21 protein-coding genes are annotated in these 25,348 nt (G+C 74.2%); 17 read left to right on the top strand and 4 right to left on the bottom strand.

Features of this window, described 5'->3' with window-relative positions:
• Positions 1–39: 39 nt before the first annotated feature.
• Together J2X49_RS01365 and J2X49_RS01360 are read left to right on the top strand one after the other, a co-directional pair.
• Complete coding sequence (locus tag J2X49_RS01365) at positions 40–459, top strand: DUF2695 domain-containing protein (protein ID WP_310121606.1); 420 nt, start codon at positions 40–42, stop codon at positions 457–459.
• Between the two features lie 194 nt (positions 460–653).
• Positions 654–2,414: a DUF255 domain-containing protein gene (locus J2X49_RS01360; RefSeq protein WP_310121603.1), complete on the top strand. Its 1,761-nt coding sequence runs from the start codon at positions 654–656 to the stop codon at positions 2,412–2,414.
• A gap of 16 nt (positions 2,415–2,430) precedes the next feature.
• Here the strand turns inward: J2X49_RS01360 and J2X49_RS01355 are convergent, their stop codons facing one another.
• On the bottom strand, positions 2,431–4,287 hold the full coding sequence (locus tag J2X49_RS01355; RefSeq protein WP_310121601.1) for a phospholipid carrier-dependent glycosyltransferase: 1,857 nt from the start codon (positions 4,285–4,287) through the stop codon (positions 2,431–2,433).
• 308 nt (positions 4,288–4,595) lie between these two features.
• Here J2X49_RS01355 and rsmI point away from each other — a divergent pair, with 308 nt between their 5' ends.
• From rsmI to J2X49_RS01340, 3 genes are all read left to right on the top strand, one after another.
• Positions 4,596–5,417 carry a 16S rRNA (cytidine(1402)-2'-O)-methyltransferase gene (gene rsmI / locus J2X49_RS01350; protein WP_310121599.1) on the top strand — a complete coding sequence of 274 codons (822 nt, stop codon included), beginning with the start codon at positions 4,596–4,598 and terminating at the stop codon, positions 5,415–5,417.
• Positions 5,418–5,491: 74 nt separating this feature from the next.
• Positions 5,492–7,042 carry a methionine--tRNA ligase gene (gene metG / locus J2X49_RS01345; RefSeq protein WP_310121594.1) on the top strand — a complete coding sequence of 517 codons (1,551 nt, stop codon included), beginning with the start codon at positions 5,492–5,494 and terminating at the stop codon, positions 7,040–7,042.
• A 59-nt stretch (positions 7,043–7,101) separates the two neighbouring features.
• Positions 7,102–7,572, top strand: coding sequence for an SRPBCC domain-containing protein (locus tag J2X49_RS01340; protein WP_310121592.1), 471 nt, complete (start codon positions 7,102–7,104; stop codon positions 7,570–7,572).
• 36 nt (positions 7,573–7,608) lie between these two features.
• Here J2X49_RS01340 and J2X49_RS01335 read toward each other — a convergent pair whose 3' ends face one another.
• Entirely contained in the window at positions 7,609–8,205 is a 597-nt protein-coding gene (locus J2X49_RS01335) for a hypothetical protein (RefSeq protein WP_310121591.1), read from the bottom strand.
• Positions 8,206–8,317: 112 nt separating this feature from the next.
• Here J2X49_RS01335 and J2X49_RS01330 point away from each other — a divergent pair, with 112 nt between their 5' ends.
• Positions 8,318–9,271 (top strand): TatD family hydrolase, encoded by a 954-nt coding sequence (locus tag J2X49_RS01330; protein ID WP_310121588.1) that lies wholly within the window; start codon positions 8,318–8,320, stop codon positions 9,269–9,271.
• A gap of 18 nt (positions 9,272–9,289) precedes the next feature.
• Here J2X49_RS01330 and J2X49_RS01325 read toward each other — a convergent pair whose 3' ends face one another.
• A complete protein-coding gene (locus J2X49_RS01325) occupies positions 9,290–10,291 on the bottom strand; it encodes a hypothetical protein (protein ID WP_310121585.1) in 1,002 nt (333 codons plus the stop codon).
• A 110-nt stretch (positions 10,292–10,401) separates the two neighbouring features.
• On the opposite strand from J2X49_RS01325, the gene rsmA reads away from it, so the two are divergent.
• From rsmA to J2X49_RS01305, 4 genes are all read left to right on the top strand, one after another.
• Positions 10,402–11,310 (top strand): 16S rRNA (adenine(1518)-N(6)/adenine(1519)-N(6))-dimethyltransferase RsmA, encoded by a 909-nt coding sequence (gene rsmA / locus J2X49_RS01320; RefSeq protein WP_310121582.1) that lies wholly within the window; start codon positions 10,402–10,404, stop codon positions 11,308–11,310.
• Entirely contained in the window at positions 11,311–11,838 is a 528-nt protein-coding gene (locus J2X49_RS01315) for a hypothetical protein (RefSeq protein ID WP_310121578.1), read from the top strand.
• Between the two features lie 57 nt (positions 11,839–11,895).
• A complete protein-coding gene (locus J2X49_RS01310; RefSeq protein WP_310121576.1) occupies positions 11,896–12,819 on the top strand; it encodes a 4-(cytidine 5'-diphospho)-2-C-methyl-D-erythritol kinase in 924 nt (307 codons plus the stop codon).
• A gap of 263 nt (positions 12,820–13,082) precedes the next feature.
• The gene (locus J2X49_RS01305; protein ID WP_310121575.1) at positions 13,083–14,903 is read left to right on the top strand and encodes an ABC-F family ATP-binding cassette domain-containing protein; all 1,821 of its coding nucleotides are present in this window, start codon (positions 13,083–13,085) and stop codon (positions 14,901–14,903) included.
• A gap of 16 nt (positions 14,904–14,919) precedes the next feature.
• On the opposite strand, the gene J2X49_RS01300 is transcribed toward J2X49_RS01305, so the two are convergent.
• The gene (locus J2X49_RS01300) at positions 14,920–15,432 is read right to left on the bottom strand and encodes a winged helix-turn-helix domain-containing protein (RefSeq protein ID WP_310121573.1); all 513 of its coding nucleotides are present in this window, start codon (positions 15,430–15,432) and stop codon (positions 14,920–14,922) included.
• A gap of 65 nt (positions 15,433–15,497) precedes the next feature.
• On the opposite strand from J2X49_RS01300, the gene J2X49_RS01295 reads away from it, so the two are divergent.
• The 7 genes from J2X49_RS01295 (at position 15,498) to secA (ending at position 25,347) form a co-directional block, all read left to right on the top strand.
• The gene (locus J2X49_RS01295; RefSeq protein ID WP_310121570.1) at positions 15,498–16,841 is read left to right on the top strand and encodes an MFS transporter; all 1,344 of its coding nucleotides are present in this window, start codon (positions 15,498–15,500) and stop codon (positions 16,839–16,841) included.
• Positions 16,842–16,915: 74 nt separating this feature from the next.
• Entirely contained in the window at positions 16,916–17,599 is a 684-nt protein-coding gene (gene mtrA, locus J2X49_RS01290) for an MtrAB system response regulator MtrA (protein WP_128190623.1), read from the top strand.
• A 7-nt stretch (positions 17,600–17,606) separates the two neighbouring features.
• Positions 17,607–19,313, top strand: a complete 1,707-nt coding sequence (gene mtrB / locus J2X49_RS01285; protein WP_310121566.1) for an MtrAB system histidine kinase MtrB — start codon at positions 17,607–17,609, stop codon at positions 19,311–19,313.
• Positions 19,310–20,959, top strand: coding sequence for an LpqB family beta-propeller domain-containing protein (locus J2X49_RS01280; RefSeq protein ID WP_310121564.1), 1,650 nt, complete (start codon positions 19,310–19,312; stop codon positions 20,957–20,959). Before mtrB ends, J2X49_RS01280 begins: the two co-directional genes overlap by 4 nt.
• 72 nt (positions 20,960–21,031) lie before the next feature.
• Positions 21,032–21,673, top strand: a complete 642-nt coding sequence (locus J2X49_RS01275) for a phosphoribosyltransferase family protein (protein ID WP_310121562.1) — start codon at positions 21,032–21,034, stop codon at positions 21,671–21,673.
• 84 nt (positions 21,674–21,757) lie between these two features.
• On the top strand, positions 21,758–22,435 hold the full coding sequence (gene hpf, locus J2X49_RS01270; RefSeq protein ID WP_128190651.1) for a ribosome hibernation-promoting factor, HPF/YfiA family: 678 nt from the start codon (positions 21,758–21,760) through the stop codon (positions 22,433–22,435).
• Positions 22,436–22,548: 113 nt separating this feature from the next.
• A complete protein-coding gene (secA, locus tag J2X49_RS01265; RefSeq protein ID WP_310121558.1) occupies positions 22,549–25,347 on the top strand; it encodes a preprotein translocase subunit SecA in 2,799 nt (932 codons plus the stop codon).
• The last annotated feature ends 1 nt before the right edge of the window (position 25,348 follow it).

Here is a 25,348-nt window from a genome sequence, read left to right as displayed (position 1 = left end):
CCGCACGGGCCGGGCGGGAGGTCTGCGACCGTGCGCGGCATGGAGAGATCGATCAGCGACGAGGCCGAGGCCTACGTGCGCAGCCTGCTCGACGACTGGCTCGTGCCGCACCCCGGGGAGTGCGTCGCCTGCTTCCTCGACCGCGCGCTCGAGCGCTCGAGCTGCGACGGCGACCTGCGGTTCGCCGAGCTCTACCGCGACCTCGCGGCGCCGCGCGCGACGGCGCTGCTGCCGCGGCTGCGGGCAGCGGGCGGGCACTGCGACTGCGAGGTGCTGAGCAACGCGATGCAGCCGGCGTGGCACCTGTGGTCCACGAGCCGCGAGCTCGACCTCGACGGCCGGTCTATCGTGCTCGAGGCCGAGCCGCCCGAGGCGATGCCGCCCTGCACGGGCGTGCGGCGCGGCTCGACGCAGCCGTGCCGCAACTGGCACCGCATGCGGCGCCCCACGCGCTGGTGAGGCCCGGCGCCCGCTCGCCGGTGTGATCCGTTCCACCGAGCGGGACCCCTTCCACCGAGCGGGACCCGGTGCACCGGGTCCCCTGCGGTGGAACGGGTCCCGTTCGAGCGCACGGTGTTCGAGCGCACGGTGTTCGAGCGCACGGTGTTCGACCGCACCGGCGGGCGCTGAGGCGGCGGGCGTAGCGTGGGCGGATGGAGAGCGTCGACAACCGGCTCGCGGGCGCCGCGAGCGCGTACCTCAGGCTGCACGCCGACAACCCGGTCGACTGGCGGGAGTGGGGCGAGGCGGCGTTCGCCGAGGCGCGCGAGCGCGGCGTGCCCGTCTTCGCGTCGGTCGGCTACGCCACGTGCCACTGGTGCCACGTGATGGCGCGCGAGTCGTTCGCCGACGCCGAGGTCGGGGCGACGCTCCGGGCAGGCTTCGTCGCCGTGAAGGTCGACCGCGAGGAGCGCCCCGACGTCGACGCCGCGCTCATGGGCGCGGCATCGGCCTTCACGCGCCAGCTCGGCTGGCCGCTCAGCGTCTTCCTCACGCCCGAGGGGCAGCCGTTCTTCGCCGGCACCTACTACCCGCCCAGCGCCCGGCAGGGCGTGCCCGGCTTCCGCGACGTGCTCCGCGGGGTTGCCGCGGCTTGGCACGAGCAGCCGGATGCGGTGCTCGACACCGCGGGGCGCGTGCAGGAGGCGCTCCGCGCGGCGCGGGCCGGCTCCGGCGAGCGTGCCGAGGCGCTGCCGGACGCGGCCGAGATCCGGGCGGCGCTCGCCGGCGTCGCGGCGCAGGAGGACCAGGAGCACGGCGGGCTCGGCGAGGGGCAGAAGTTCCCGCAGGCGCCGCTCATCCTGGCGCTCGTCGACGTCGATCCGGCGCTCGCGGGCCGGCTGCTGGACGCGGCGGCCGGCGACGACGCGGTGGTCGCGGGCGGCGGCTACTCGCACCTGCGCGGCCGCGACGGCGGCTTCTTCCGCTACGCGACGCGCCGCGACTGGGCCGCGCCCCACTTCGAGCGGATGCTCATCGACAACGCGCAGCTGCTGCACGCCGCGACGCTGCTCGGGCGCGAGACCGTGGCGGCCGGCATCGTCGGCTTCCTCGACGACGTGCTGCGGCTGCCCGGCGGCGCGCTCGCGGTCGCCGAGGACGCCGAGTCGACCGTGCGTGGGCAGCGCGTCGAGGGCGGCTGGCACCTGGGCCCGCCGTCGCCCGAGCGCGAGCGGCCGCCGCTCGACCGGCTCGTCGTGACGGCCGCGAACGGGCTCGCGATCGAGGCGCTCAGCATCCGGGCGCTGCGCGACGGCGATGAGCGGGCGCTCACGCTCGCACGCGGCGCGGCGGAGCACCTGCTCGCGCATCACGTGCGACCTACGCCCGAGGGCGTGCAGCTCGTGCACGCGAGCCTCGACGGGCAGGCCTCCGACGCGGTCGCGACCGCGGCCGACGCCGGCTGCCTCGCGAGCGGCCTGCTTGCGCTCACCGCCGCGACCGGCGAAGCGCGCTGGGCCGTGGAGGCCCGCGCGATCCTCGAGGCGGCACCCGATCCCGTCGCCGTCGCGGGGCAGGGCCCGGCGCTCGAGCTCGGGCCGGCCTCCGACGGCGACGCGCCGTCGGGCGAGGCCGCGCTCGCGGGAGCGCTGCACGGGCTCTACGCGCTGAGCGGCGACGCCGAGCACCTCGAGCGCGCGACTCGCCTGCTCGACGCGACCCTGGCCATCCGCAATCCCTTCGCCGGCGCCGCGACGCTGCGGGTCGCGGCGCTCCTCGCCGAGCCGCCGCAGACGCTCGTGCTCGTCGGCGACCCGCCCGCGGCCCTGCGCCGCGAGCCCGGCGCCCTGGTCGTGAGCCCCGCGCAGGCGGCCGAGCTCGCGGATGCCGGCTTCGAACTGCTGGCCGGCAAGGAGGCGCCGGGCGCCTACCGCTGCCGCGGCTTCGTCTGCGACCTGCCCGAGCCGTTCTGACCTGTCAGCGGGGACCTCACCGGCCGGGCCACGTCGGCGGCCAGTAGCGCAGCCGCACGAGGTCGGAGGGCAGCTCGATGCCGTACCAGACGGGCAGGAACCAGAGCGCGACGGCGATGCTCGCGAGCACGAGCGCCGCGACCGTCAGCCAGCCCCACGCGCGGCGTTCGACGTCGTCGCGCGCGGTCCGCGTCGCAGCCCGCGCGGCCGGGCCGGGCACGGCGGCCGCGAGGTCGGCGTCGAGCCTTGCCGACGCATCCGCCGCGTCATCGACCGGCCGCGCGTCGTCCGCCGCATCGTCAGCCAGCCCGAGCCCGTCCGTCGACCGGCTCCGCGCGTCCCCGACCGGACTATCCGGCCCAGCCGACACAGAGCCGGTCGACGGAGGGCGCGGCGGCCCGACGAGCACCTGCAGCGCGTGCGCGAGCCCGATGACGAGGAACGGCAGGAAGACGATCGCGTAGAAGAAGAAGATCGTGCGCTCCGGGAACGCGAGCCACGGCACGTACCCGGCGGCGATCGCGACGAGCAGGAAGCCCACGCGCCGGTCGAGCGTGCGGCCGAAGCGGTAGAGTAGGAAGCCGAGCGCGACGATCCCGCCGTACCAGACGACGAGGTTCGGCAGCGCCGTCACCCACCAGGTGCCCGCATCACTGGACGCCATCTCGAAGCCCGTCGGGCGGCCGAGCCACAGCCACTCGTAGGCGGGCGACTGGTACGAGTGGTCGCCGGTCAGCCCGACGTGGAAGCCGAGCTGCTGCGCGTGGTACGCCCAGAGCGACTGCAGCCCGAGCGGCACCCACGCGAGCAGCCCGCCCCAGCGCAGGTCGGCGCGCTCGAGCATGAGCTGCGAGCCCCAGCCGCCGTCGAACCAGCCGGCGTAGCTCGCGACGTAGACGACGAGCGCGGGCCCGACGAGCAGCACGAAGCTCGCCGGCGCCTGCGACAGCAGCGTGCCGAGCCACGGCGATCGGTAGCCTGCGCGCCGCCGGTCGAGGGCGTCGAGCAGCACCGTCCAGAGCCCGAAGGCGGCGAGGAACACGGCGCCCGACCACTTCGTCGCGCACGCGGCGCCGAGCAGCACGCCCGCGATGACGAGCCAGGGCCGCGTCCACATGGCGGCGAGGATGCGCCGGGGCCGTTCGGCGAGGGCGCGCACGGTGCGCGCGGGGGAGCCGCGCCGGTCGACGAGCAGCGCGCCGGCCCCGGCCAGCACGAGGAGGGCGAGGATGCCGTCGAGCAGCGCCGTGCGGCTCATGACGATCGCGAAGCCGTCGATCGCCATCCACAGGCCCGCGAGCGAGGCGAACGCCACCGACCGCAGCAGGCCGCGCGCGATCGCGTAGGTGAGGCCGACGAGGGCGATGCCGGCGAGCGCGCTCGGCAGCCGCCACCAGAACGGGTCGGCCATGCCGAACACGGCCATCGCCATGCCGATGATCCATTTGCCGAGCGGCGGGTGCACGACGTAGTCGGCCTCGGTCGTGAGCCCGCCGGGGTCGCCCGCCTGGAAGCGCTCGTCGGAGCCCTCGGCCCACTCGCCCTCGTAGCCGAGCTGCCAGGTCGACCAGCCCTCCTTGACGTAGTACGTCTCGTCGAACACGAGGATGCCCGGATGGCCGAGCGCGGTGAGCCTCGCGACGGCGGCGATCGCGACGATGGCGACGGGCGCGCCGATCTCGATGCGGCGGCGGATGCGCGGCTCGGCGAGGCGGGCTTCGAGCGCCCCGTAGGCGCGCACGAACCGGCCCGGCCCACGCGTCGCGGGTGGCGCGGGCGCGGGCTCGTCGTCGACCGCGACGGCAGCGCCGGCGGGCGCGAGCGCGGATGCGCGCGCGCCGTCGTCGGGCTCGGCGGCGCGCGGGTCGGTCACCCGGCGATTGTCGCATCCGTCCGCTGCTCCTCCGCTGGTCGAGCCGCTCGGGCCCCACCTCCCTCCGCTGGTCGAGCCGCTCGGGCCCCACCTCCGCTGGTCGAGCCGTTGCGCGCCCGCAGGGCGCGGAACGAGTCGAGACCACTCGCTCGCCGCGCGCAGCAGTGGTCTCGACTCGGCCGGCCGCCTGCGGCGGCCGCCCGGCTCGACCAGCGGAGGGAGGCGGCCGCCCGGCTCGACCAGCGAGGGGGGAGCGGCGGCCGCCCGGCTCGACCAGCCGGGGGAGGCGGCGCAGTAGCGTGGGCCGCGTGATCATCCTCGGCGCGACGCCCATCGGCAACCTGGGCGACGCGAGCGGCAGGCTCCGCGAGGCGCTCGCGACGGCCCCCGTGATCGCCGCCGAGGACACCCGCACCACCCGCCAGCTCATCCGCGCGCTCGGCATCGACGCCCAGCCGCAGCTCGTCGCGCTCCACGAGCACAACGAGGAGGCCGCGTCGCCCGCGCTCGTCGAGCGCGCCCGCGACGAGGACGTGCTCGTGCTCACCGACGCCGGCATGCCGACGGTGAGCGACCCCGGCTTCCGGCTCGTGCAGGCGGCCGTCGCCGCCGGCGTCGCCGTCACGTGCCTGCCCGGGCCCTCGGCGGTGCTCACCGCGCTCGCGCTCTCGGGGCTGCCGACCGACCGGTTCGCCTTCGACGGCTTCCTGCCGCGGAAGGGCGGCGAGCGCGACCGCATGCTCGCCGCGCTCGCCCGCGAGGAGCGCACGGTCGTGCTCTTCGAGGCGCCGCACCGCCTCACCGACGCGCTCGAGGCGATCGACCGCGCGATGCCGGGCCGCCGCGTGGCCGTCTGCCGTGAGCTCACGAAGCGCTACGAGGAGGTGCGTCGCGGCACCGCCGCCGAGCTGCTGCCGTGGGCGCGCGAGGGCGTCAAGGGCGAGATCGTGCTCGTGCTCGAGGGCGCGGCGCCCGTGCTCGCCGACCTCGACGCGGCCGTGCAGCAGGTGCTGGGGCTCAAGGCGGCGGGGATGCGCCTCAAGGAGGCCGCGGCCGAGGTCGCGGAGGCGACCGGGCACCCGCGGAACGCGCTCTACCGGGCCGCCCTCACGCATCCGTCTGCCGGGTAGCGGTCTCGACGCGGGTCAGCCCTGCGAGCACGGACCGGCTCGGGCGGCGGGGGAGCGCGCCTAGGATTGACCCCATGCCCGAGCGCTTCACCGTCACGACGCCGATCTACTACGTCAACGACGTGCCGCACATCGGCCACGCCTACAACGAGGTCGCCACCGACGTGCTCGCCCGCTGGCACCGCATGCGCGGCGACGACACGTGGATGCTCACGGGCACCGACGAGCACGGCCAGAAGATCATGCGCACCGCGGCCGCGAACGGCGTGAGCCCGCAGGAGTGGACCGACCGGCTCGTCGAGAGCGCCTGGATCCCGCAGCTCGAGCTGCTGAACATCGCCAACGACGACTACATCCGCACCACGAGCGAGCGGCACAAGGTCGGCGTGCGCATCTTCCTCGAGAGACTCAAGGAGGCCGGGTACATCTACCACGGCGAGTTCGAGGGCCAGTACTGCGTCGGCTGCGAGGAGTACAAGACGGCGAACGACCTGGTGCCCGGCACCGGCGAGTTCGAGGGCCAGCTCGTCTGCGCCATCCACTCCCGCCCGATCGAGGTCGTGCGCGAGGCGAACTACTTCTTCAAGCTCAGCGAGTTCGGCGACCGCCTGCTCGCGCTCTACGAGGAGCGCCCCGACTACGTGCAGCCCGAGCACGTGCGCAACGAGGTGCGCCAGTTCGTGAAGCAGGGCCTCAACGACCTGTCGATCAGCCGCAACACCTTCGACTGGGGCATCAAGGTGCCGTGGGACGAGACGCACGTCGTCTACGTCTGGTTCGAGGCGCTGCTGAACTACATCACCGCCAACGGCTACGGCGTCGATGACGAGCTGTTCGCGCGCCGCTGGCCGGCCGTGCACATCGTCGGCAAGGACATCGCGCGCTTCCACGCGGTCATCTGGCCCGCGATGCAGATGGCGGCGGGCATCGAGATCTCGTCGCACGTCTTCGGCCACGGCTGGCTGCTCGTCGGCGGCGAGAAGATGTCGAAGTCGAAGGCGACGGGCATCGAGCCGAGGCAGATCACCGACGTCTTCGGCGTCGACGCCTTCCGCTACTACTTCATGTCGGCGATCGCGTTCGGCTCCGACGGCTCCTTCTCGTGGGAGGACCTCGACGCCCGATACCACGCCGAGCTCGCCAACGGCCTCGGCAACCTCGCCTCGCGCGTCATCGCGATGGTGCACAAGTACTGCGACGGCGTCGTGCCCGAGGTGGCCGTCGACGCCGACATCCTGGCGCTCACGACGGATGCGGTGGGTCGCGCCGAGCGGGCGATCGACCGGTTCGCGATCGACGAGGCCGTCGACGCGGCCATGTCGATCGTCGAGCGGCTGAACGGCTACATCACCGAGCAGGCGCCGTGGGTGCTCGCGAAGGATGAGGCGCAGCGCGACCGGCTGGCGGCGGTGCTCGCCTCGAACGTGCACGGCATCGGCACGGCCGCGATCCTGCTCGCGCCGGTCATGCCCGAGACGGCGCAGAAGCTGTGGGCGGCGGTCGGCGGCGAGGGCGACGTGCTCGCGCAGCGCATCCAGGCGGCGCACGAGTGGCAGGGCACGGGCCGCGTGACGACCGTGCCGCCGCTCTTCCCGCGCATCGAGCAGGCGCAGCCCGCGAGCTGAGCCCTCCCGCGCAGCCCGCGGCCCTGGCCGAACACCGGGCGCCGTGCGAGGGTGGGGGCATGAGCGAGACCACCCACGAGCGCACCGGCGAGCAGACCGTCGTGCATCGCCGCGAGTTCGACGCGCCCGCCGAGCGCGTGCAGCAGGCGCACACGGTCGCCGAGATCTTCTCGCAGTGGATGGGCCCGCGCGGCTCCCGCCTGCGCATCGAGCACTTCGAGCCGCGCACCGGCGGCGACTTCGACTACGTGGTCGAGGTCGGCGGCGGCGAGCATCGCTTCTGGGGCTCGTACCACGAGGTCGTCGAGGGCCGCATCGTGCACACCTGGGAGTACCAGGGGGAGCCCGGGCACCCGACGCTCGAGATCCTCGAGTTCCGCCAGCTGCCGGGCGAGCGGTGCGCGCTCGAGATCACCTCGGTCTACGCGTCGCGCGCCGACTGCGACGCGATGGTCGCCTCGGGCATCGACGGCGGCATGGACGAGGACTTCGAGCGGCTCGACGAGGCGCTCGCGCATCTCGCGCACTGAGCGCGCGCGGCGCCGTGCGCGGGTCGGCGGTCGTCGCTACGGTGCGGGCAGCGTGAGCACGAGCGGCTCCGGCAGGCCCGTGACCGTCAGCTGCAGCGCCGCATCCGCGTCGACGTCGGCGGGCACCTGCAGCACGTAGGTGCGCGCCGCGTCGGGAGCGCCGCAGACCTGCGGCTGCTCGACCTGCACGGCGAGCGCGGTCGCCGATTCCGCGGTCAGCGGCCCGGCCAGTGCCCAGCAGCCGCTCGACGCGGGGAGCGACAGCGCGATGCGGGCGGGCGGATCGATCCAGGTCGCGACGCCGCCGAGCCGCAGCACGTCGTCGACGGATGCGCCGCTGTGCTCGGGCAGGCCGTCCTCGCCGTCGTCGAGGCCGACCGACGGCTCCGGGGCGACCAGCGCCTCCGCCTCCGCAGCCTGCTCCTCGGCGGCCGCCGCATCGCGCGCGACCGACTGCTGCCCGGCCGCCTGCTGGTCGGCAGCGGTCTGCGTCGACCCCTCTGCCGACTCCGACGACGTGCCCGCCATCCCGGAGTCACCCGCGGTCGGCGGCGAGACGGCGCCGCCGGATGCGCACGCGGACATCGCGAGCGCGGTCGCGATCGCGAGGGGAAGAGCCAGGCGTCTGGGCATGCCGGGAGGACCTCCGTGGACGAAATCGCGGACAACGATAGCGGCTCTTCCCCGACGACCGCCTGGAAGGACCCTCGGCTGCGCCTATGGACGGCTCTCCTAGGCTGGGTGCATGCCCACGAGCCACGACGGCACCGTCCCTGCCCGCACGCCCTCCGAGCCCCTCGCCGAGGCGCCTCGCGGGACGACGCTGCCCGGTGGCGAGTACATCCGGGAGCGCTTCGACGATGGCAAGCGCGACCTCACGCGGCCCGAGGCGCCGGAGCCCCTCGGCGTGCCGATCTACGACAACCACACGCACCTCGAGATCAAGGACGGCGACGACTTCCCCTACTGGCGCGCCCTCGACGCGGCCGAGCGGGCGGGCGTCGCGGGCGTCATCCAGGTGGGCGGCGACGTCGAGTCGTCGGAGTGGTCGGCGGCGCTCGCGGCGCAGGACCGCCGCGTGCTCGCCGCGGTCGCGCTGCACCCGAACGAGGCGCCCGGCTACGCGGCGGCCGGCACGCTGCCCGACGCGCTCGCGACGATCGACGCGCTCGCCGCGCAGCCGCGCGTACGGGCGGTCGGCGAGACCGGCCTCGACTTCTTCCGCACCGGCGACGACGGCCGCCGCGCGCAGCACGAGTCGTTCGAGGCGCACATCGACATCGCGAAGCGGCACGGCATCGCGCTGCAGATCCACGACCGCGACGCGCACGACGCGGTCGTCGAGACGCTCCTGCGCGTCGGGGCCCCCGAGACGACGGTCTTCCACTGCTTCTCCGGCGACGAGGTGCTCGCCCGCATCGCGGCCGAGCACGGCTGGTACCTGTCGTTCGCGGGCACCGTGACGTTCTCGAGCGCGAAGAACCTGCACGCGGCGCTCGCGGTCGCCGATCGCAGCCGCATCCTGGTGGAGACCGATGCGCCGTTCCTCACCCCGACGCCCCATCGCGGCCGCCCGAACAGCCCGTACCTGACGCCGATCACCGTGCGGTCGATGGCGGAGCGCCTCGGCATGGACGCCGACGAGCTCGCGGCGCTCACCGCCGAGAACACGGTGCGCGCCTACGGCAGCTGGGACTGAAGCTCCGGCCGAGCCGGGTCAGCCCAGCTCGACCACGTCCTCCTGCGAGAGCTCGACGACGGCGTCGCCGCCATCCGGGCTCACGCCGGTCACGGTCACCTCGACGCCGAGGCCCGCGGGCACCTGCTCCGGCAGCGTGAAGATCCAGCCGTAGGGCACGGCGTCCGCCGTGCACGCGGTGTCCTCGCCGACCTCCGGGAAGCGGAACTCCACCGCGATCGTGCCCGGGCCGCGGCTCTCCGCAGCGACCGGCTCCGGCACGCACGCCGTCGAGCCGCTCGTGGTCAGGAAGACCGCGAGCGTGCGCCCGGGCTCGACCCAGGCCGCCTGGACCGGGACGCTCCCGCTCGCCGTCGGCAGCGCATCCAGGGCCGGCATCTCGTCGTCGGCGATCGGGGCGGGGTCCGCCGCCTCGCCCGAACCCGGGATGAGGCTCGGCTGCGGGTCGGCGGTCGGGCCGCTCTCGAGCCTGTCGTCGGGGCCGACCTGCAGCTCGAGCACCTCGTCGTCGCCCTGCAGGTTCACGAGCGACACCTGCAGCACCTGGTCGAGCTCGATCGCCGACGGGAGCGCGAGCTCCCAGCCGTGCAGGCGGAAATCGGCGGTGCACATCATCGCGGGGTCGGGCGGGTCGAAGCGGATGGTCGCCGCGGGCTCCGCCTCGTCGAGCTCGAGCGGCTGCGGCTGCGGGATGCACCCGCCGCCCCCGCCCGAGCCGCCGATGATCACCGCGAGCGTCTCGCCGGGCTCGGCCCAGGCGACGACGACGCCCTCGGACGAGACGCGGTCGAAGAGGTAGGAGTCGTTGAGGCGGTCGTCCTCGATCGGCACCGGGGCCGTGCCCGTCGCGCTCGGCGGAGCATCGGGCGCGGAGGGGGAGCCGGAGGGGGTGCCGGGCTGCGCCGTGCAGGCGGCGAGCAGCGCGGCGACGCCGGTGAGCGCCGCGGCCGCGAGCGCCCTCGCGGGCCTGCCCCGACGCATCCGCGATGCTGCGGTGCTGGCTCGGACGGTGCTGCCCATGCGGCCTCCTCGATCGGGGGCGGTGCCGCTTCGACGGCGCTGCCCGCACTCGCATCCTGACGCACGCCCCTGGGCGCCCGGTCAGCGGGCGCTCGGCATAGGCTCGACGCGTGAGCGAGAGCATCGAGGGCGTGTCGAGCGCCGCGACCCTGCTGGGCGGCGCCGAGATCCGCGCGCTCGCGGCGCGGCTCGACCTGACGCCCACGAAGCGGTGGGGCCAGAACTTCGTCGTCGACGCCAACACGGTGCGCCGCATCGTGCGGACCGCGGATGTGTCGGGGCTCGACGTCGTCGAGGTCGGGCCGGGCCTCGGATCGCTCACGCTCGGCCTCACCGAGGCGGGCGCCCGGGTGGCGGCCGTCGAGATCGACCCGCGGCTCGCCGAGCTGCTGCCGGAGACCGTGGCGCGCAAGCAGCCCGGGGCACGGCTCGAGGTCGTGCAGCACGACGCGCTCACCATCGACGCGCTGCCGTTCCCGCCGCAGGCGATCGTCGCGAACCTGCCGTACAACGTGTCGGTGCCGGTGCTCATCCACCTGCTCGAGCGCTTCCCGAGCATCGAGCGCGCGCTCGTGATGGTGCAGGCCGAGGTCGGGCACCGGCTCGCCGCGAAGCCGGGCTCGAAGACCTACGGCTCGCCGAGCGCGAAGGTCGCCTGGTGGGGGCCCTGGGCGCTCGAGGGCGACGTGTCGCGGCAGATCTTCTGGCCAATCCCGGGAGTCGACAGCGTGCTCGTCGGCTTCCGCCGCGGGCCGTCGCGCGGCGACGAGGCGCTGCGGACGCGCACCTTCCGGGTGATCGACGGCGCGTTCGGGCAGCGCCGCAAGATGCTCCGGCAGGCGCTCTCGGGCGTCTACGGCTCGTCGGCCGCCGCCACGGAGGTGCTCGAGCGGGCCGGCGTCGACCCGACGCTGCGCGGCGAGGCGCTCGCGCTCGACGACTTCATCCGCATCGCCGAGGCCGGGCCGACGGCGCCGGCCGCCGCCGACGCATCCGCCCCCGTCCTGCTGGAGGACTGAGTGGTCGAGCGCATCGACAAGAACATGGGGCCGGCCGCCCTCCAGGCGGCGACCGGGCGCACCCACGAGCAGTGGCGCGACCTCATCGAGGGCGCGGGCGGCCTCGAGTGGACGCACCGGGCGACCGTCGACTGGCTCGTCGGCGAGCACGGCGTCGACCCGTGGTGGGCGCAGGGCATCACCGTCGACTTCGAGCAGGACCGCAAGGGGCGGCTGCCCGGCCAGCAGGCCGACGGCACGTTCACGGTCGCGCGCACCCGCACGGTGCCGGGGGAGCGCCTCGCGGCGCTCGCCGCGGTGCGCGCCGCCGTCGAGGCGCGCCACGGCGCTCCCCACCGCGAGAGCCTCGCCGCGGCGCAGCCGGTCGTGCGCTGGCGGCTCGGCGACGGCACGCGGCTCGCGGCGGCGGCGCAGCAGCCGAACCGCTCGGGCACGCCCGTCAGCGTCACGATCGAGCGGCTGCCCGACGCCGAGGCGATGGCGGCCGCGAAAGCCGAGATCGACGCGATCTTCGCCGCCGTCGGCTGAGCGGGCAGGGACGGGCCGTGCAGGGACGACCGCGGCGGGCGCACTAGGTTGGATGCCGTGGTGTCGAGGAGCACGGTGCGGGCGAAAGCGCCCGGCAAGATCAACGTGCACCTCGGCGTGGGCGCGCTGCAGGACGACGGCTACCACGACGTCGCGACCGCCTACCAGGCCGTCAGCCTCTACGAGATCGTCGAGGCGACTGCCGCCCCCGACTTCTCGGTGCGCTTCTCGGGCCCCATCCCGCACGAGACGCTCTCGACCGGCGCCGACAACCTCGCGATCCGCGCCGCGATGGCGCTCGCCCGCCGTGGCCGCGTCTCGGGCGGCGTGGCGCTCTCGATCGAGAAGCACGTGCCGATCGCCGGCGGCATGGGCGGCGGCAGCGCCGACGCGGCCGCGACGCTCGTCGCGTGCGACGAGCTGTGGGGGCTGCACCTCGGCCGCGAGGCGCTGCATGAGATCGCCCGCGACCTCGGCGCCGACGTGCCCTTCGCGCTCGCCGGCGGCACGGCCGTCGGCACGGGCCGCGGCGACCGCCTCACGCCCGCGCTCGCTCGCGGCCAGTTCCACTGGGTGCTCGCCTACGCCGAGGCGGGCCTGTCGACGCCCGACGTGTACCGGGCGCTCGACGAGCACCGCGCGCTGCACGCGGCCGACATCGCGCCCGCCCACGACGTGCCGACGGTGGATGCGCGGGTGCTGCAGGCCCTGCGGGCCGGCGACGCGTCGATGCTCGCCGAGGTGCTGCAGAACGACCTGCAGGCGCCCGCGCTGCGCCTCATGCCGCGGCTCGCGGGCACGCTCGAGCTCGGCGAGCGCTCCGGCGCCCTCGCCGGCATCGTGTCGGGCTCCGGGCCGACCGTCGCGTTCCTCTGCGACGACCTCGAGTCGGCGCTCGAGCTGCAGGTGAGCCTCTCGGCGGCGCAGCTGCTCGCGGTGAAGGTGACCGGCCCCGTGCCCGGCGCTCGCCTGATCGACTGAGCCCGCCGCATCCGTGCGCCGAGTGGCGCCTCCCGCCACTGAGTGGCGCCTCCCGTCGTCGAGTGGCGCCTTGTGCGATCGAGTGGCGCCTTGTGCGATCGAGTGGCGCCACTCGATCGCCGGAGCCGCCACTCGATCGCCGGAGCCGCCACTCGATCGCCGGAGCCGCCACTCGATCGCCGGAGCCGCCACTCGGGGGAGAGGGCGGCTGGCGGATGCGCCGGGCCGCCCACGCCCGCGCGGTGCGGGATGATGGAGGCCATATGGCACATCTCCTGGGCGCCGAGCGCGTCGGCGTCGCGTTCCCGACCCGCACCGTGTTCGAGTCGATCTCCCTCGGCCTCGAGGACGGCGACCGCATCGGCATCGTCGGCCGCAACGGCGACGGCAAGTCGACGCTCCTGCGCGTGCTCGCCGGCAGCCTCGAGCCGACGAGCGGCCGCGTCACGCGCCGCGGCGGCATCCGCGTGGGCGTGCTCGACCAGCAGGACACGCTCGACGGCGCGCTGACGGTCGGCGAGGCGGTCGTCGGCGACCGCCCCGAGCACGAGTGGGCGGGCGACGCGCGCATCCGCGACCTGCTCGCCGGCCTCGTCGGCGACCTCGACTGGCACGCCGCCGTCGGCAGCCTCTCGGGCGGCCAGCGCCGCCGCGTGGCGCTCGCGAAGCTGCTCGCCGGCGACTGGGACGTGCTCTTCCTCGACGAGCCCACCAACCACCTCGACGTGCAGGGCATCGCCTGGCTCGCCGACCACCTGAACGCCCGCTACGCGACCGGCCGCGGCGCGTTCGTCGCGATCACGCACGACCGGTGGTTCCTGGATGCGGTGTGCACGGGCACGTGGGAGGTGCACGACGGCCTCGTCGAGCCCTTCGAGGGCGGCTACGCGGCCTACGTGCTGCAGCGCGTCGAGCGCGACCGGATGGCCGCCGCGACCGAGTCGAAGCGCCAGAACCTCATGAAGAAGGAGCTCGCGTGGCTGCGCCGCGGCGCGCCCGCCCGCACCGCGAAGCCGAAGTTCCGCATCGAGGCCGCCACACAGCTCATCGAGGACGAGCCGCCCGTGCGCGACCCGATCCAGCTCGCGCAGCTCGCCGCCACGCGGCTCGGCAAGGACGTCGTCGACATCGTCGACGCGTCGGTCGAGCTCGGCGGCCGCACGATCCTCGACGACGTCACCTGGCGCATCGCCCCCGGCGAGCGCGCTGGCGTGCTCGGCCGCAACGGCGCCGGCAAGTCGACCCTGCTCGCCCTCATCGCCGGGCGCATCCGCCCCACCTCGGGCCGCGTGAAGACGGGCAAGACGGTGAAGATCGCCGAGCTCACGCAGGAGCTCGCCGAGCTCGCCCAGCACGAGGACGACCCCGTGCGCACCGTCGTCGGCAGCCTGAAGTCGAGCTACGCCTCGGGCGGCAAGGAGCTGACGCCCGGGCAGCTGCTCGAGCGCCTCGGCTTCCGCTCCGGCGAGCTCTCGACGCTCGTCAAGGACCTCTCGGGCGGCCAGCGCCGCCGCCTGCAGCTGCTGCTCATCCTGCTCGACGAGCCCAACGTGCTCATCCTCGACGAACCGACGAACGACCTCGACACCGACATGCTCGCCGCGATGGAGGACGTGCTCGACTCGTGGGCGGGCTGCCTCATCGTCGTCAGCCACGACCGCTACCTCATCGAGCGCGTCACCGACCACCAGTACGCCGTCATCGACGGCGCGCTCGTGCACATGCCGGGGGGCGTGGATGCGTACCTCGAGCGATCGGGGCGCGGCTCGGTCGGGCGGGCCAAGGCGCGGCCGACCGACGCCTCGCCCGGCGACGCCGGCGCATCCGCCGGAGCCGGCGGCGCCGCGGGCGGCGGCCTCAGCGGCGCCGAGCGCCGCGCGCTCGAGAAGGAGGCGGCGAGCCTCGACCGCCGGCTCGCGAAGGCGACGCAGGAGCGCGCCGCGGTGCTCGCCCGCTTCGAGGCCGCCGACCACAGCGACTTCGACGCGCTCGCGGCGCTGCAGGGCGAGCTCGCCGACGTCGATGCCCGCATCGCCGAGCTCGAGGAGCAGTGGCTCGAGGCGCACGAGGGCCTCGAGGCGTAGCGCCCGAGCCGCCGGCTCAGCGCTGCTGCACGTCGGGGTGCGTGGCGATCATGAACGAGGTCGGGTCGCCGTCGGGGGAGTCGCGGGTGCGCAGCCACTCCATGAGCTCGACGGTGCGCCGGTCGAGCTCGGCGCGGTCCTCGGGGCTCAGCCGCACGCCGAGGCGGCCGATGTCGAGATCGCCCGGCTGCACGCCCTGGATCTCCTGCAGGAAGGTCTGCACGAGCACCGGGCCGACGAGCGGCGCCTCCGAGCCGTGCCAGGTCATGCCCGTGGCGCGGTAGGGGATCTCCCTCGCGCCGCGCGCCCCGACCCGGGGCTCCTCGGCGGCGAGGAAGCCGACATCGACGAGCGCCTGCACGTGGTGGTGCATGGTGCCGGCGTTCATCTGCAGGAGCCGCGCGAGCTCCTTGTTCGTGCGCGGCTCGTGCAGGCAGAGGCGCAGGATGCGCCAGCGCAGCGGCGACGAGAGCGCCTTCGCCTTGGCGGTCAGCTCGCTCGATGGCGGCGGCATCGCCTCGTCGGTCATGACCTCAGCGTAGCCGCTCGGAATCAGTGATTGGGAGAACCCAATCACTGCGCTACGCTTCCTGCATGACCACCGAGCCCGAGGCATCCGCGGCCCCCACGCCCGCCTCGACCATCCCCGACACCGTCCCCGCCTCCCCGGCCGCACCGCCGCCGGGCCACCGCGGCCTGTGGCGCGAGCGAGGGTTCCCCGCGTTCTGGCTCGGCCAGGGCCTCAGCCAGCTCGGCGCGCAGTTCGCGGCGCTCGCGATGCCGATCGTCGCGGTCGCGATCCTGCAGGCCGACGACGCGCAGATGGGCTATCTGCACGCCGCCGAGACCGCGGCGTTCCTGCTCGTCGGCCTGCCCGCCGGCGCGTGGCTCGACCGGATGCGCAAGCGCACCGTGATGATCGCGGCGGACCTCGTGCGCGTGGTCGCGGTGGCCGCCGTGCCGCTCCTGTGGCTCGCCGGGACGCTCGAGATGTGGCACCTGTTCGTCATCGGCGCCGTGGTCGGCGTCGCCACCGTCTTCTTCGACGTCGGCTACCAGTCGTTCGTCCCCGTGCTCGTGCGCGACGAGCACGTCGGGCCCGCGAACGGCGCGCTCGAGGCGACCGCGCAGACGATGCGGCTCGGCGGCCCCGCGGTCGCCGGCCTGCTGCTCAAGGTGCTCTCGGCGCCGCTGCTGCTCGCTGCCAACGCAGTCGGCTTCCTGCTGAGCGCCATCAGCCTCATGCTCGTGCGCGACGAGGAGGTCGTGAAGCCGAAGCACGAGCGGCAGCACCTCGTGCGCGAGATCGCCGAGGGGCTGCGGTTCGTCGCCCGCACCGACTTCCTCGTGCGGATCGTCGGCACCACGGCGCTCACCAACCTCGGCACGACGATCGCCATGACGCTCTCGCCCATCCTGATCCTGCGCATCCTCGGCCTCGACCCGGCCATCTACGGCGTGCTCATGACGCTCGGCGCCGTCGGCGGCCTCGTGGGCTCGGTGCTCGCGAACCGCATCGCCCGCTGGATCGGCGAGGGGCCGGCGCTGTCGGCCTCGACGCTGCTGTTCGTCGCCTCGGCGGCGCTGCTGCCCGCCGCGGCGCACTTCCCCGACGCGGCCATCGTGCTGCTCGTGCTGTTCGAGGCGCTGCTCGGCTTCTCGGTGCTCGTCTACAACATCGTGCAGGTCACCGCGCGGCAGCGCATCTGCCCGAAGCCGCTCCTCGGCCGCATGAACGCCTCCATCCGCTTCGTCGTCTGGGGCGTCATGCCCATCGGGGCGCTCGTCGCGGGCTGGCTCGGCACCGCCTTCGGCACGCTGTCGGCGATCTGGGTCGGCTCGATCATCGCGATGCTGGGAGCCCTGCCGCTGCTGCTGAGCCCCTACGCCCGCATGCGGGCGCTGCCGACGCGGGAGGACGCGACGCGGCAGGCCTGACCGGCCGCCACAGCCGACTCGGTTACCCTGGCGGGAGCCGCGCCGACGGGCGCGCGGCACGAGAGGGGGCGACGATGCAGACGATCCTGGTCGTCGACGACGACCCCGCGCTCGCCGAGATGATCGGCATCGTGCTCGCCGGGGAGGGCTACCAGCTCGAGTTCTGCGCCGACGGCGCGGAGGCGGTCGACCGGTTCCACGAGGTCCGTCCCGACCTCGTGCTCCTCGACCTGATGCTGCCGGGCAAGGACGGCATCCAGATCTGCACCGAGCTGCGCGCCGAGTCGGGCGTCCCCATCATCATGCTCACCGCGAAGGGCGACCCGACCGACATCGTCGTGGGGCTCGAGTCGGGCGCCGACGACTACGTCGTGAAGCCCTTCAACCCGAAGGAGCTCGTCGCCCGCGTGCGCACGCGCCTGCGCCCGCAGCGGCAGGAGGACGGCGGCACGCTGCGCGTCGCCGACCTCGAGATCGACGTCGAGGGCCACCAGGTGCGCCGCGCCGGCAGCGTCATCGGCCTCACGCCGCTCGAGTTCGAGCTGCTCGTCACGCTCGCCTCGAAGCCCAACCAGGTGTTCTCGCGCGAGATGCTGCTCGAGCAGGTGTGGGGCTACCACTACAAGGCCGACACGCGCCTCGTGAACGTGCACGTGCAGCGCCTGCGCTCCAAGGTCGAGCGCGACGTCGACAACCCCGTGGTCGTGACGACCGTGCGCGGCGTCGGCTACCGCGCCGGCGCACCCACCCCAAGCTGAGGCAGCGATGGCCGCACGGCGCCCGCCCGGCTGGGGCCGCCTGATCTGGGACCGGGCGACCCGGGTCGTCCGGCACTCGCTGCAGGCGCGCGTCGTCGCGGCCAGCATGGCGATGTCGACCTTCGCGCTCATCGGCGTGTTCGGCTACATGTCGGCGTCGGTGAGCCAGAACCTCTTCGAGACCCGCCGCGACGAGGCGCTCGTCGAGGCCGTGCGCGCGTCGACGGCGATGCAGCAGAGCTTCGACGAGGCCGTGACGCAGAACCTCACGAGCGGTGAGGTGGATGCGCTGCAGGACCGGGCGCTCGACGCCGTCACCGGGCTCATCTCGTCGCGGTCGAGCACCGAGTACGCGATGCTCCGCGCCGAGTCGCAGACCGCGACGCTGCTGCAGATGAACGACGTCCAGTCGCAGTCGTTCGACACCGACCTGCTCACCCCCGAGCTGCGCTCTGCCGTCGCCGCCGCATCCGACACGCCCTACTACCAGTCGGTGCGGCTCGAGGGGAGCGAGGGCTCGCAGCCGGGCATCATCGTCGGCAGCACCGTCGACGTGCCGCTCGCCGGCCGCTACGAGCTGTACCTGCTCACGAGCCTGCAGGCGACGCAGGAGACGCTCGGCTTCATGCAGCTGACGATGATGGCGGGCGGCCTCGCCCTCATCGCGCTCATCGGCGCGATCACGTGGTTCGTCGCCCGCATGGTCGTCGGGCCCGTGCAGACCGCCGCCGACTCGAGCGCCCGCATCGCCGCGGGCGAGCTCGACGTGCGCATCCCCGTCCGCGGCGACGACGAGATCGCGAAGCTCGGCCGCTCGTTCAACGACATGGCCGACTCGATCTCGCGGCAGATCAACGAGCTCGCGACCCTCTCGACCGTGCAGCAGCGGTTCGTCTCCGACGTCTCGCACGAGCTGCGCACGCCGCTCACCACCATCCGGCTCGCGGGCGACGTGCTGCACGACCGGCGGGAGTCGTTCGACCCGGTCACGAGCCGCACGGTCGAGCTGCTGCACGCGCAGATCCTGCGGTTCGAGCAGCTGCTCGCCGACCTGCTCGAGCTGAGCCGCTTCGACGCCGGCGCCGCGCAGCTCGACATCGAGCCGACCAACCTCGTGCGGCTCGCCGAGGCCGAGATCTCGGCCGTCGAGCCCCTCGCCGCGGAGCGCGGCACCGAGCTGCGCCTCGTCGCCCCCGGCGGGCACTTCGAGGCGGAGGTCGACCCGCGCCGCATCCGCCGGATCCTGCAGAACCTGCTCGGCAACGCCATCGACCACGGGGAGGGCCGCCCCGTGGTGGTCACCGTCGACTCGACCAGCGACGCCGCCGCGATCGCCGTGCGCGACCACGGCGTCGGCATGACCGAGGAGGAGGCGGCCCGCGTGTTCGACCGCTTCTGGCGCGCAGACCCGTCGCGGCAGCGCCGCACCGGCGGCACGGGCCTCGGCCTGTCGATCAGCCGCGACGACGCCGCGCTGCACGGCGGCTGGATCGACGTGTGGTCGCAGCCGGGCGAGGGCACCGCGTTCCGGCTCACGCTGCCGCGGGCCGGCGCGCACGCGGTCGCCTCGCCGATCGAGCTGCCGCCCGCCGACACGCAGGCGATCGTGCTGCCGCCGGCGGCGGAGGAGGCACCCGCGCCCGAGGCGATCGACGCCATGGAGATCACCCTCGTCGACCCGCCCGCCGCCTCGACGAAGGAGCCCGGCCGATGAAGCGCATCCTCGCCGCCGCGGCCGCCGTGCTCGTGCTCGCCGGCTGCGTCGCCATCCCCGACTCCGGCCCCGTCACCGAGGGCCACGTCGACGCGGGCGAGCAGGCCGACGACCTGATCTTCCTCGCGCAGGAGCCGCAGCCGGGCGCCACGCAGGAGGAGATCGTGCGCGGCTTCCTGAGCGCCGCGATCAGCCCCGGCGACGACTTCGCGATCGCCCGCGAGTACCTCGCCGGCGAAGCGGCCGAGCAGTGGGACCCGGGTGCGGGCGTGCTCGTGCGCTCGGGGCAGCCCGAGGTGTCGCTCGGCGGCGAGACGACCGCGACGGCCGTGACGACCGCCGTCTCCGAGCTCGACGGCTCGGGCGCCCTGCAGCTGCTCGACGCCGACCGCATGCTCGAGTTCCGGCTGCTGCAGGTGGCGGGGGAGTGGCGCATCTCGCAGGCGCCCGACGGCATCGTGCTGTCGAGCTTCCACTTCGCCCAGCTCTTCCGCCCGCACACCCTGCACTGGCTGACGCCCGACGGCACCCGCACGGTGCCGGAGGTGCGCTGGTTCGAGCGCACCGCGACCACGCTGCCGGGGCGGATGGTCGACGCGCTGCTCGCGGGGCCGTCGAGCTGGATCGCGCCCGCCGTCACGACCGCGGGCGCCCCGGACGCGCGCACCATCGGCGAGCCCGTCGTGTCGGGCACGATCGTCACCGTCACGCTCGACTTCGCGCAGGTCGAGCAGCTCGGCAGCGGCAGCCTCGAGCCGCTCTCGACGCAACTGGCGCTCTCGCTGCGCTCGATCGGCGCCCGCGAGGTGCGCATCCAGGTCGAGGGCCTCGACGGCTTCACCGCCTCGAGCGCGTCGGCGCAGCCCGTGGACGACGGCGACGTCGACCAGCGGCCGCTCGTGCTCGACGGCACGTCGCTGCGCTCGATCGGCGGCGGCGCCGCGGCGATCGAGGACGTCGGGCCGGCGCTCTCGGCCATCGGCGCCACGAGCTACACGGTCGGCGCCGCGGGCGGCGTCGCGACGACGGGCTCCACCGCCGCGTGGCTCGAGCCGGGCGCCGCGCCCGTGGTCATCTCGACGGGCTCGGCGATCGTGCCGACCGTCGACGACACGGGCTGGGTGCTGCTGCAGGAGCAGGGCACGCCGCAGGCGCTCGTCGCGTGGCGCGACGGCGAGCGCAGCGCCCTGCCGCTGCCGCCGGGCGGCACCGCGCGCCTCGCCGCGATGGAGCTCTCGCGCGACGGCGCGCGCCTCGCGGTCACGACCGTGGAGGGCAGCGAGAGCGAGGTGTGGGTCGCGGCCGTCATGCGCGACGCGTCCGGCCGGCCCGTCTCGCTCGGCGAGCCCTACCGGCTGCCGCGCGTCGACGGCGCGGCGACCGACATCACCTGGGTGAGCTCGACCGAGGTGGCGGTGCTGGCCGCGAACGGCGACGAGTCGCAGATCGTGATGCTCGCGGTCGGCGGCGCCGCCGAGCAGCTGCCGGCGCCGGGCGAGGCGGTGCGCGCGATCGTCGGCGGCAGCGAGGGCGCGTCGACGCTGCGGGCGCTCGGCGCCGACGGCTCGCTGCTGTCGCTCCGGGGCCGCGTCTGGACGGCGGCGACGGGGCTCGCGCCCATCACGCTCATCGCGACGCAGCAGTAGGGCCTGACCCGCTCTCCACAGGCGGCGGCGCTCGCGGCCCGCGCCGGCGCATCCGCCCGCCATCCTGCGCGCATGGGGATCGGGGGCGCGCTGCGCGAGGCGGCGAGCGTGCTGTGGCCCGTCGCGTGCGCGGGCTGCGGCGCGCCCGACGTCGCGGTGTGCGCGCCGTGCGCGGCGCTGCTCACCGGCGACCCCGTGCGCGGCGACGTCGACGGCGTGCCGCTTTTCGCGGCCGCCGCGTACGAGGGGGAGGTGCGGATGCTGGTGGCGGCCTGCAAGGAGCACGGCGGCCGGGGGGAGTCGCGGGCCCTCGGCGCGGGCCTGGCGCTCGCGATCGCGCAGGCCCCCGCCGCACCGCTCGTGCGCGTGCCCTCGAGCCGCGCGGGGCTGCGGCGGCGGGGGTTCGACCCGGTCGAGCTCGTGCTGCGGGGCGCGGGGCTGCGCGCCGTGCCGCTGCGCCGCGTCGCGGGCGGCGGCGCGCAGAAGGAGCGCTCGGTCGACGAGCGCGCGAGCGCCGCGCAGGGCACGCTCGCGCTGCCGTGCCGCGATGCGGAGCGCCTCGCGGGCGCGGCGGTGGTGCTCGTCGACGACGTCGTCACGAGCGGCGCGACGATGCGCGAGGCGGTGCGCGCGGTGCGCGCCGCGGGGTGCGATGCGGCCGCGATCGCCGCCGTCGCGCGGGTGCCGAGACGGGTTCCGGGAGCGCTCGGCTGAGCCCGGGGCGCCGGGGGTAGAGTGACGGCACGCAAGTCGGCGCAGCAGCCGCAAGCGCCGACGCCCTACCCATGGGAGGCCACTATGGAGATCACGTTCGGCGCCAAGGGCGCAGACATCACGGACCGCTTCCGCGCCTACGCGGAGGAGAAGCTGGCGAAGGTCACGCAGCTCCTGCCCCGTGCCACTGCCCTCGACGTCAAGCTCACCCGCCACGCGGATGCGCACTCCGCGATCGCCGGCGGACGGGTCGAGATCACCGTCCACGGGCCCGGCTCGATCATCCGTGCCGAGTCCGACGGGCCCGACAAGTACATGGCCTTCGACTCCGCCTACCACCGCATCATGGAGCGCGCGAGGCGCGCCCACGACAAGCGCCACGACCACAGCGCCCGCAAGCGCACCCCGCTGCGGGAGGCCGCTGCGAACGGCTTCGAGCAGGTCGCCATCACGCCCGCCGACCCCGCCGTCGTCGAGGCGGTCGCGACCGGCTCCGTGCCGACCATCGAGCCCGATCGCGAGCAGGAGCACGAGTGGTCGCCCGTGGTGATCCGCGAGAAGCGCTTCCCCGCGAAGCGCATGGGCGTGCGCGAGGCGGTCGACCAGATGGAGCTCGTCGGCCACCCCTTCTACCTCTTCGTCGACGAGGCGAGCGGCGAGTGCGCCGTCGTCTACCGGCGCAAGGGCTGGTCGTACGGCGTGATCTCCCTCGACGAGGAGCAGGCCGAGTCGGCGGCGAGCGCGGAGCGCGCCGCCTCCTGACCCCTCCGAACGGCGTCCCGGCACTGCCTGGGACGCCGTTCGGCGCGCGTTGCTACGATGGGCAGTCGGTTCCCGGACCGCCACCTCGCCCCGATGCACGGAAGGCTCACCTCGTGCCCAACTTCTTCGAGAACATGCTGCGCGCCGGCGAGGGCCGGCTGCGCCGCCGCCTGGAGCGCATCGCCGCCGATGTCGCCGCGCTCGAGGACGCGTTCGAGGAGCTCACCGACGAGGAGCTGGCCGGCGAGACGGCCGAGTTCCGCCAGCGCTACGCCGACGGCGAGGCGCTCGACGTGATGCTGCCCGAGGCCTTCGCGGCCGTCCGCGAGGCCGCGAAGCGCACGCTCGGCATGCGCCCCTACGGCGTGCAGGTGATGGGCGCCGCGGCGCTGCACCTGGGCAACATCGCCGAGATGAAGACCGGTGAGGGCAAGACGCTCGTCGCCCCCATCGCCGCGTACCTCAACGCGATCACCGGCGAGGGCGTGCACATCGTCACGGTCAACGACTACCTCGCGAGCTACCAGTCCGAGCTCATGGGCCGCGTCTTCCGGGCGCTCGGCATGACGACCGGATGCATCATCGCCGGCCAGACGCCGGAGGTGCGGCGCGAGCAGTACGCGGCCGACGTCACCTACGGCACGAACAACGAGTTCGGCTTCGACTACCTGCGCGACAACATGGCGCACTCGAAGGACGCCATGGTGCAGCGCGGCCACGGCTTCGCGATCGTCGACGAGGTCGACTCGATCCTCATCGACGAGGCCCGCACGCCGCTCATCATCTCCGGCCCCGCCGCCGGCGAGGCCAACCGCTGGTTCGGTGAGTTCGCGCGCATCGCGAAGCGCCTGCGCCCCGAGGTCGACTACGAGGTCGACGAGAAGAAGCGCACGGTCGGCGTGCTCGAGCCCGGCATCGAGCGGGTCGAGGACCTCCTCGGCATCGACAGCCTCTACGAGTCGGCGAACACGCCGCTCATCTCCTTCCTCAACACCGCGCTCAAGGCGAAGGCGCTCTTCAAGCGCGACAGCGACTACGTCGTCATGAACGGCGAGGTGCTCATCGTCGACGAGCACACCGGCCGCATCATGCAGGGCCGCCGCTTCAACGAGGGCATCCACCAGGCGATCGAGGCGAAGGAGGGGGTGCAGATCAAGGCCGAGAACCAGACGGTCGCGACGGTCACCCTGCAGAACTACTTCCGCCTCTACTCGAAGCTCGCGGGCATGACCGGCACCGCCGAGACCGAGGCCGCCGAGTTCATGTCGACCTACAAGCTCGGCGTCGTCCCCATCCCGACGAACAAGCCGGTGCAGCGCAAGGACCAGTCCGACCTCGTCTACGCGACCGTCGAGGGCAAGTTCAAGCACGTCGTCGACGACATCGTCGAGCGCCACGAGGCCGGCCAGCCGGTGCTGGTCGGCACGACGAGCGTCGAGAAGAGCGAGTACCTCTCGGGGCTGCTCGCGAAGGCCGGCGTCAAGCACGAGGTGCTGAACGCGAAGAACCACGCCCGCGAGGCCGCGATCGTCGCGCAGGCGGGCCGCCTCGGCGCCGTCACCGTCGCCACGAACATGGCCGGCCGCGGCACCGACATCATGCTCGGCGGCAACGCCGAGCACCTCGCCGTCACGCGCATGACCGAGCTGGGCCTCAGCCCCTCCGAGACGCCGGACGAGTACGAGGAGCGCTGGGACGAGGTCTTCGCCGAGGTGAAGGCCGCCGTCGAGGCGGAGGCGTCGAAGGTGATCGAGGCGGGCGGCCTGTACGTGCTCGGCACCGAGCGCCACGAGTCGCGCCGCATCGACAACCAGCTGCGCGGCCGCTCCGGCCGCCAGGGCGACCCTGGCGAGAGCCGCTTCTACCTGTCGATGCAGGACGACCTGCTGCGACTGTTCGGCGGCTCCGTCGCGCAGCGCTTCATGGCGGTCGACGCCGACGAGGACGAGATCCCGCTCGAGTCGAAGATCTTCACCCGCACCATCCGCTCGGCGCAGGCGCAGATCGAGGCGCGCAACGCCGAGATGCGCAAGAACGTGCTGAAGTACGACGACGTCATGAACCGCCAGCGCGAGGCGATCTACTCCGACCGCCGGCACATCCTCGACGGCGACGACCTCGCGGGGCGCGTGCAGGGCTTCCTCGAGGGCACGATCCGCGACCTCGTCGACGAGCACGCGGTCGGCAACGACAGCGACGAGTGGAACCTCGAGGCGCTCTGGACCGAGCTGCGCACGATCTACCCGGTCGGCATCACGATCGACGAGGTCGTCGCCGAGGCGCAGCCGCGCCTGACGGCCGACTTCCTCTACGAGCAGCTCGTCTCCGACGCGAAGATCGCCTACGCGAAGCGCGAGGAGGCGCTCGGCTCGCCCGCGATGCGCCTGCTCGAGCGCCGCGTCGTGCTGTCGGTCATCGACCGCAAGTGGCGCGACCACCTGTACGAGATGGACTACCTGCGCGAGGGCATCGGCCTGCGCACGATGGCGCAGCGCGACCCGGTGGTGGAGTACCAGAACGAGGGCTTCGCGCTCTACCAGCAGATGATGTCGGCGATCCGCGAGGAGTCGGTGCAGTTCCTCTTCAACCTCGAGGTCAAGGTGCAGCAGGGCGCGAGCCCCGAGGCGCCCGCGATCGAGGGCGGCGGCCTCGAGGAGGTCGAGGAGGACACCACGAGCCTCACCTACTCGGCCCCCGACGAGGACGGCGAGGCGTCGGTGCACGACGCCGCCGGCCACGAGCTCGGCGCCGAGACGGGCAAGGCGCGCGCGAAGAGCGGCAACCCGGCCGTCGCCGCGCAGGCGCGGGCCGCGAGCGGCAACCGCGAGCAGCGGCGCGCGGCCACGAAGCAGGCGAAGGCCGCGCCGAAGGTGGGCGCGTTCGGCCAGGTCGAGGACGACGAGGCGCGGTAGG

The sequence above is a fragment of the Agrococcus sp. BE272 genome (assembly GCF_031457935.1).
Taxonomy (GTDB): Bacteria; Actinomycetota; Actinomycetes; order Actinomycetales; family Microbacteriaceae; genus Agrococcus; species Agrococcus sediminis.
The sequence above is the reverse complement of the archived record's forward strand: the minus strand, read 5'-3'. Positions and strand labels throughout refer to the sequence as shown.

What these genes read in the sequence shown, in the direction of transcription:
- J2X49_RS01365 (WP_310121606.1), top strand. Translation starts at nt 40, where the DNA reads ATGGAGAGATCGATCAGCGACGAGGCCGAGGCCTACGTGCGCAGCCTG.
- J2X49_RS01360 (WP_310121603.1), top strand. Translation starts at nt 654, where the DNA reads ATGGAGAGCGTCGACAACCGGCTCGCGGGCGCCGCGAGCGCGTACCTC.
- metG (WP_310121594.1), top strand. Translation starts at nt 5,492, where the DNA reads ATGCCCGAGCGCTTCACCGTCACGACGCCGATCTACTACGTCAACGAC.
- J2X49_RS01340 (WP_310121592.1), top strand. Translation starts at nt 7,102, where the DNA reads ATGAGCGAGACCACCCACGAGCGCACCGGCGAGCAGACCGTCGTGCAT.
- J2X49_RS01335 (WP_310121591.1), bottom strand. Translation starts at nt 8,205, where the DNA reads ATGCCCAGACGCCTGGCTCTTCCCCTCGCGATCGCGACCGCGCTCGCG.
- J2X49_RS01330 (WP_310121588.1), top strand. Translation starts at nt 8,318, where the DNA reads ATGCCCACGAGCCACGACGGCACCGTCCCTGCCCGCACGCCCTCCGAG.
- J2X49_RS01325 (WP_310121585.1), bottom strand. Translation starts at nt 10,291, where the DNA reads ATGGGCAGCACCGTCCGAGCCAGCACCGCAGCATCGCGGATGCGTCGG.
- J2X49_RS01305 (WP_310121575.1), top strand. Translation starts at nt 13,083, where the DNA reads ATGGCACATCTCCTGGGCGCCGAGCGCGTCGGCGTCGCGTTCCCGACC.
- J2X49_RS01300 (WP_310121573.1), bottom strand. Translation starts at nt 15,432, where the DNA reads ATGACCGACGAGGCGATGCCGCCGCCATCGAGCGAGCTGACCGCCAAG.
- J2X49_RS01295 (WP_310121570.1), top strand. Translation starts at nt 15,498, where the DNA reads ATGACCACCGAGCCCGAGGCATCCGCGGCCCCCACGCCCGCCTCGACC.
- mtrA (WP_128190623.1), top strand. Translation starts at nt 16,916, where the DNA reads ATGCAGACGATCCTGGTCGTCGACGACGACCCCGCGCTCGCCGAGATG.
- mtrB (WP_310121566.1), top strand. Translation starts at nt 17,607, where the DNA reads ATGGCCGCACGGCGCCCGCCCGGCTGGGGCCGCCTGATCTGGGACCGG.
- J2X49_RS01280 (WP_310121564.1), top strand. Translation starts at nt 19,310, where the DNA reads ATGAAGCGCATCCTCGCCGCCGCGGCCGCCGTGCTCGTGCTCGCCGGC.
- J2X49_RS01275 (WP_310121562.1), top strand. Translation starts at nt 21,032, where the DNA reads ATGGGGATCGGGGGCGCGCTGCGCGAGGCGGCGAGCGTGCTGTGGCCC.
- hpf (WP_128190651.1), top strand. Translation starts at nt 21,758, where the DNA reads ATGGAGATCACGTTCGGCGCCAAGGGCGCAGACATCACGGACCGCTTC.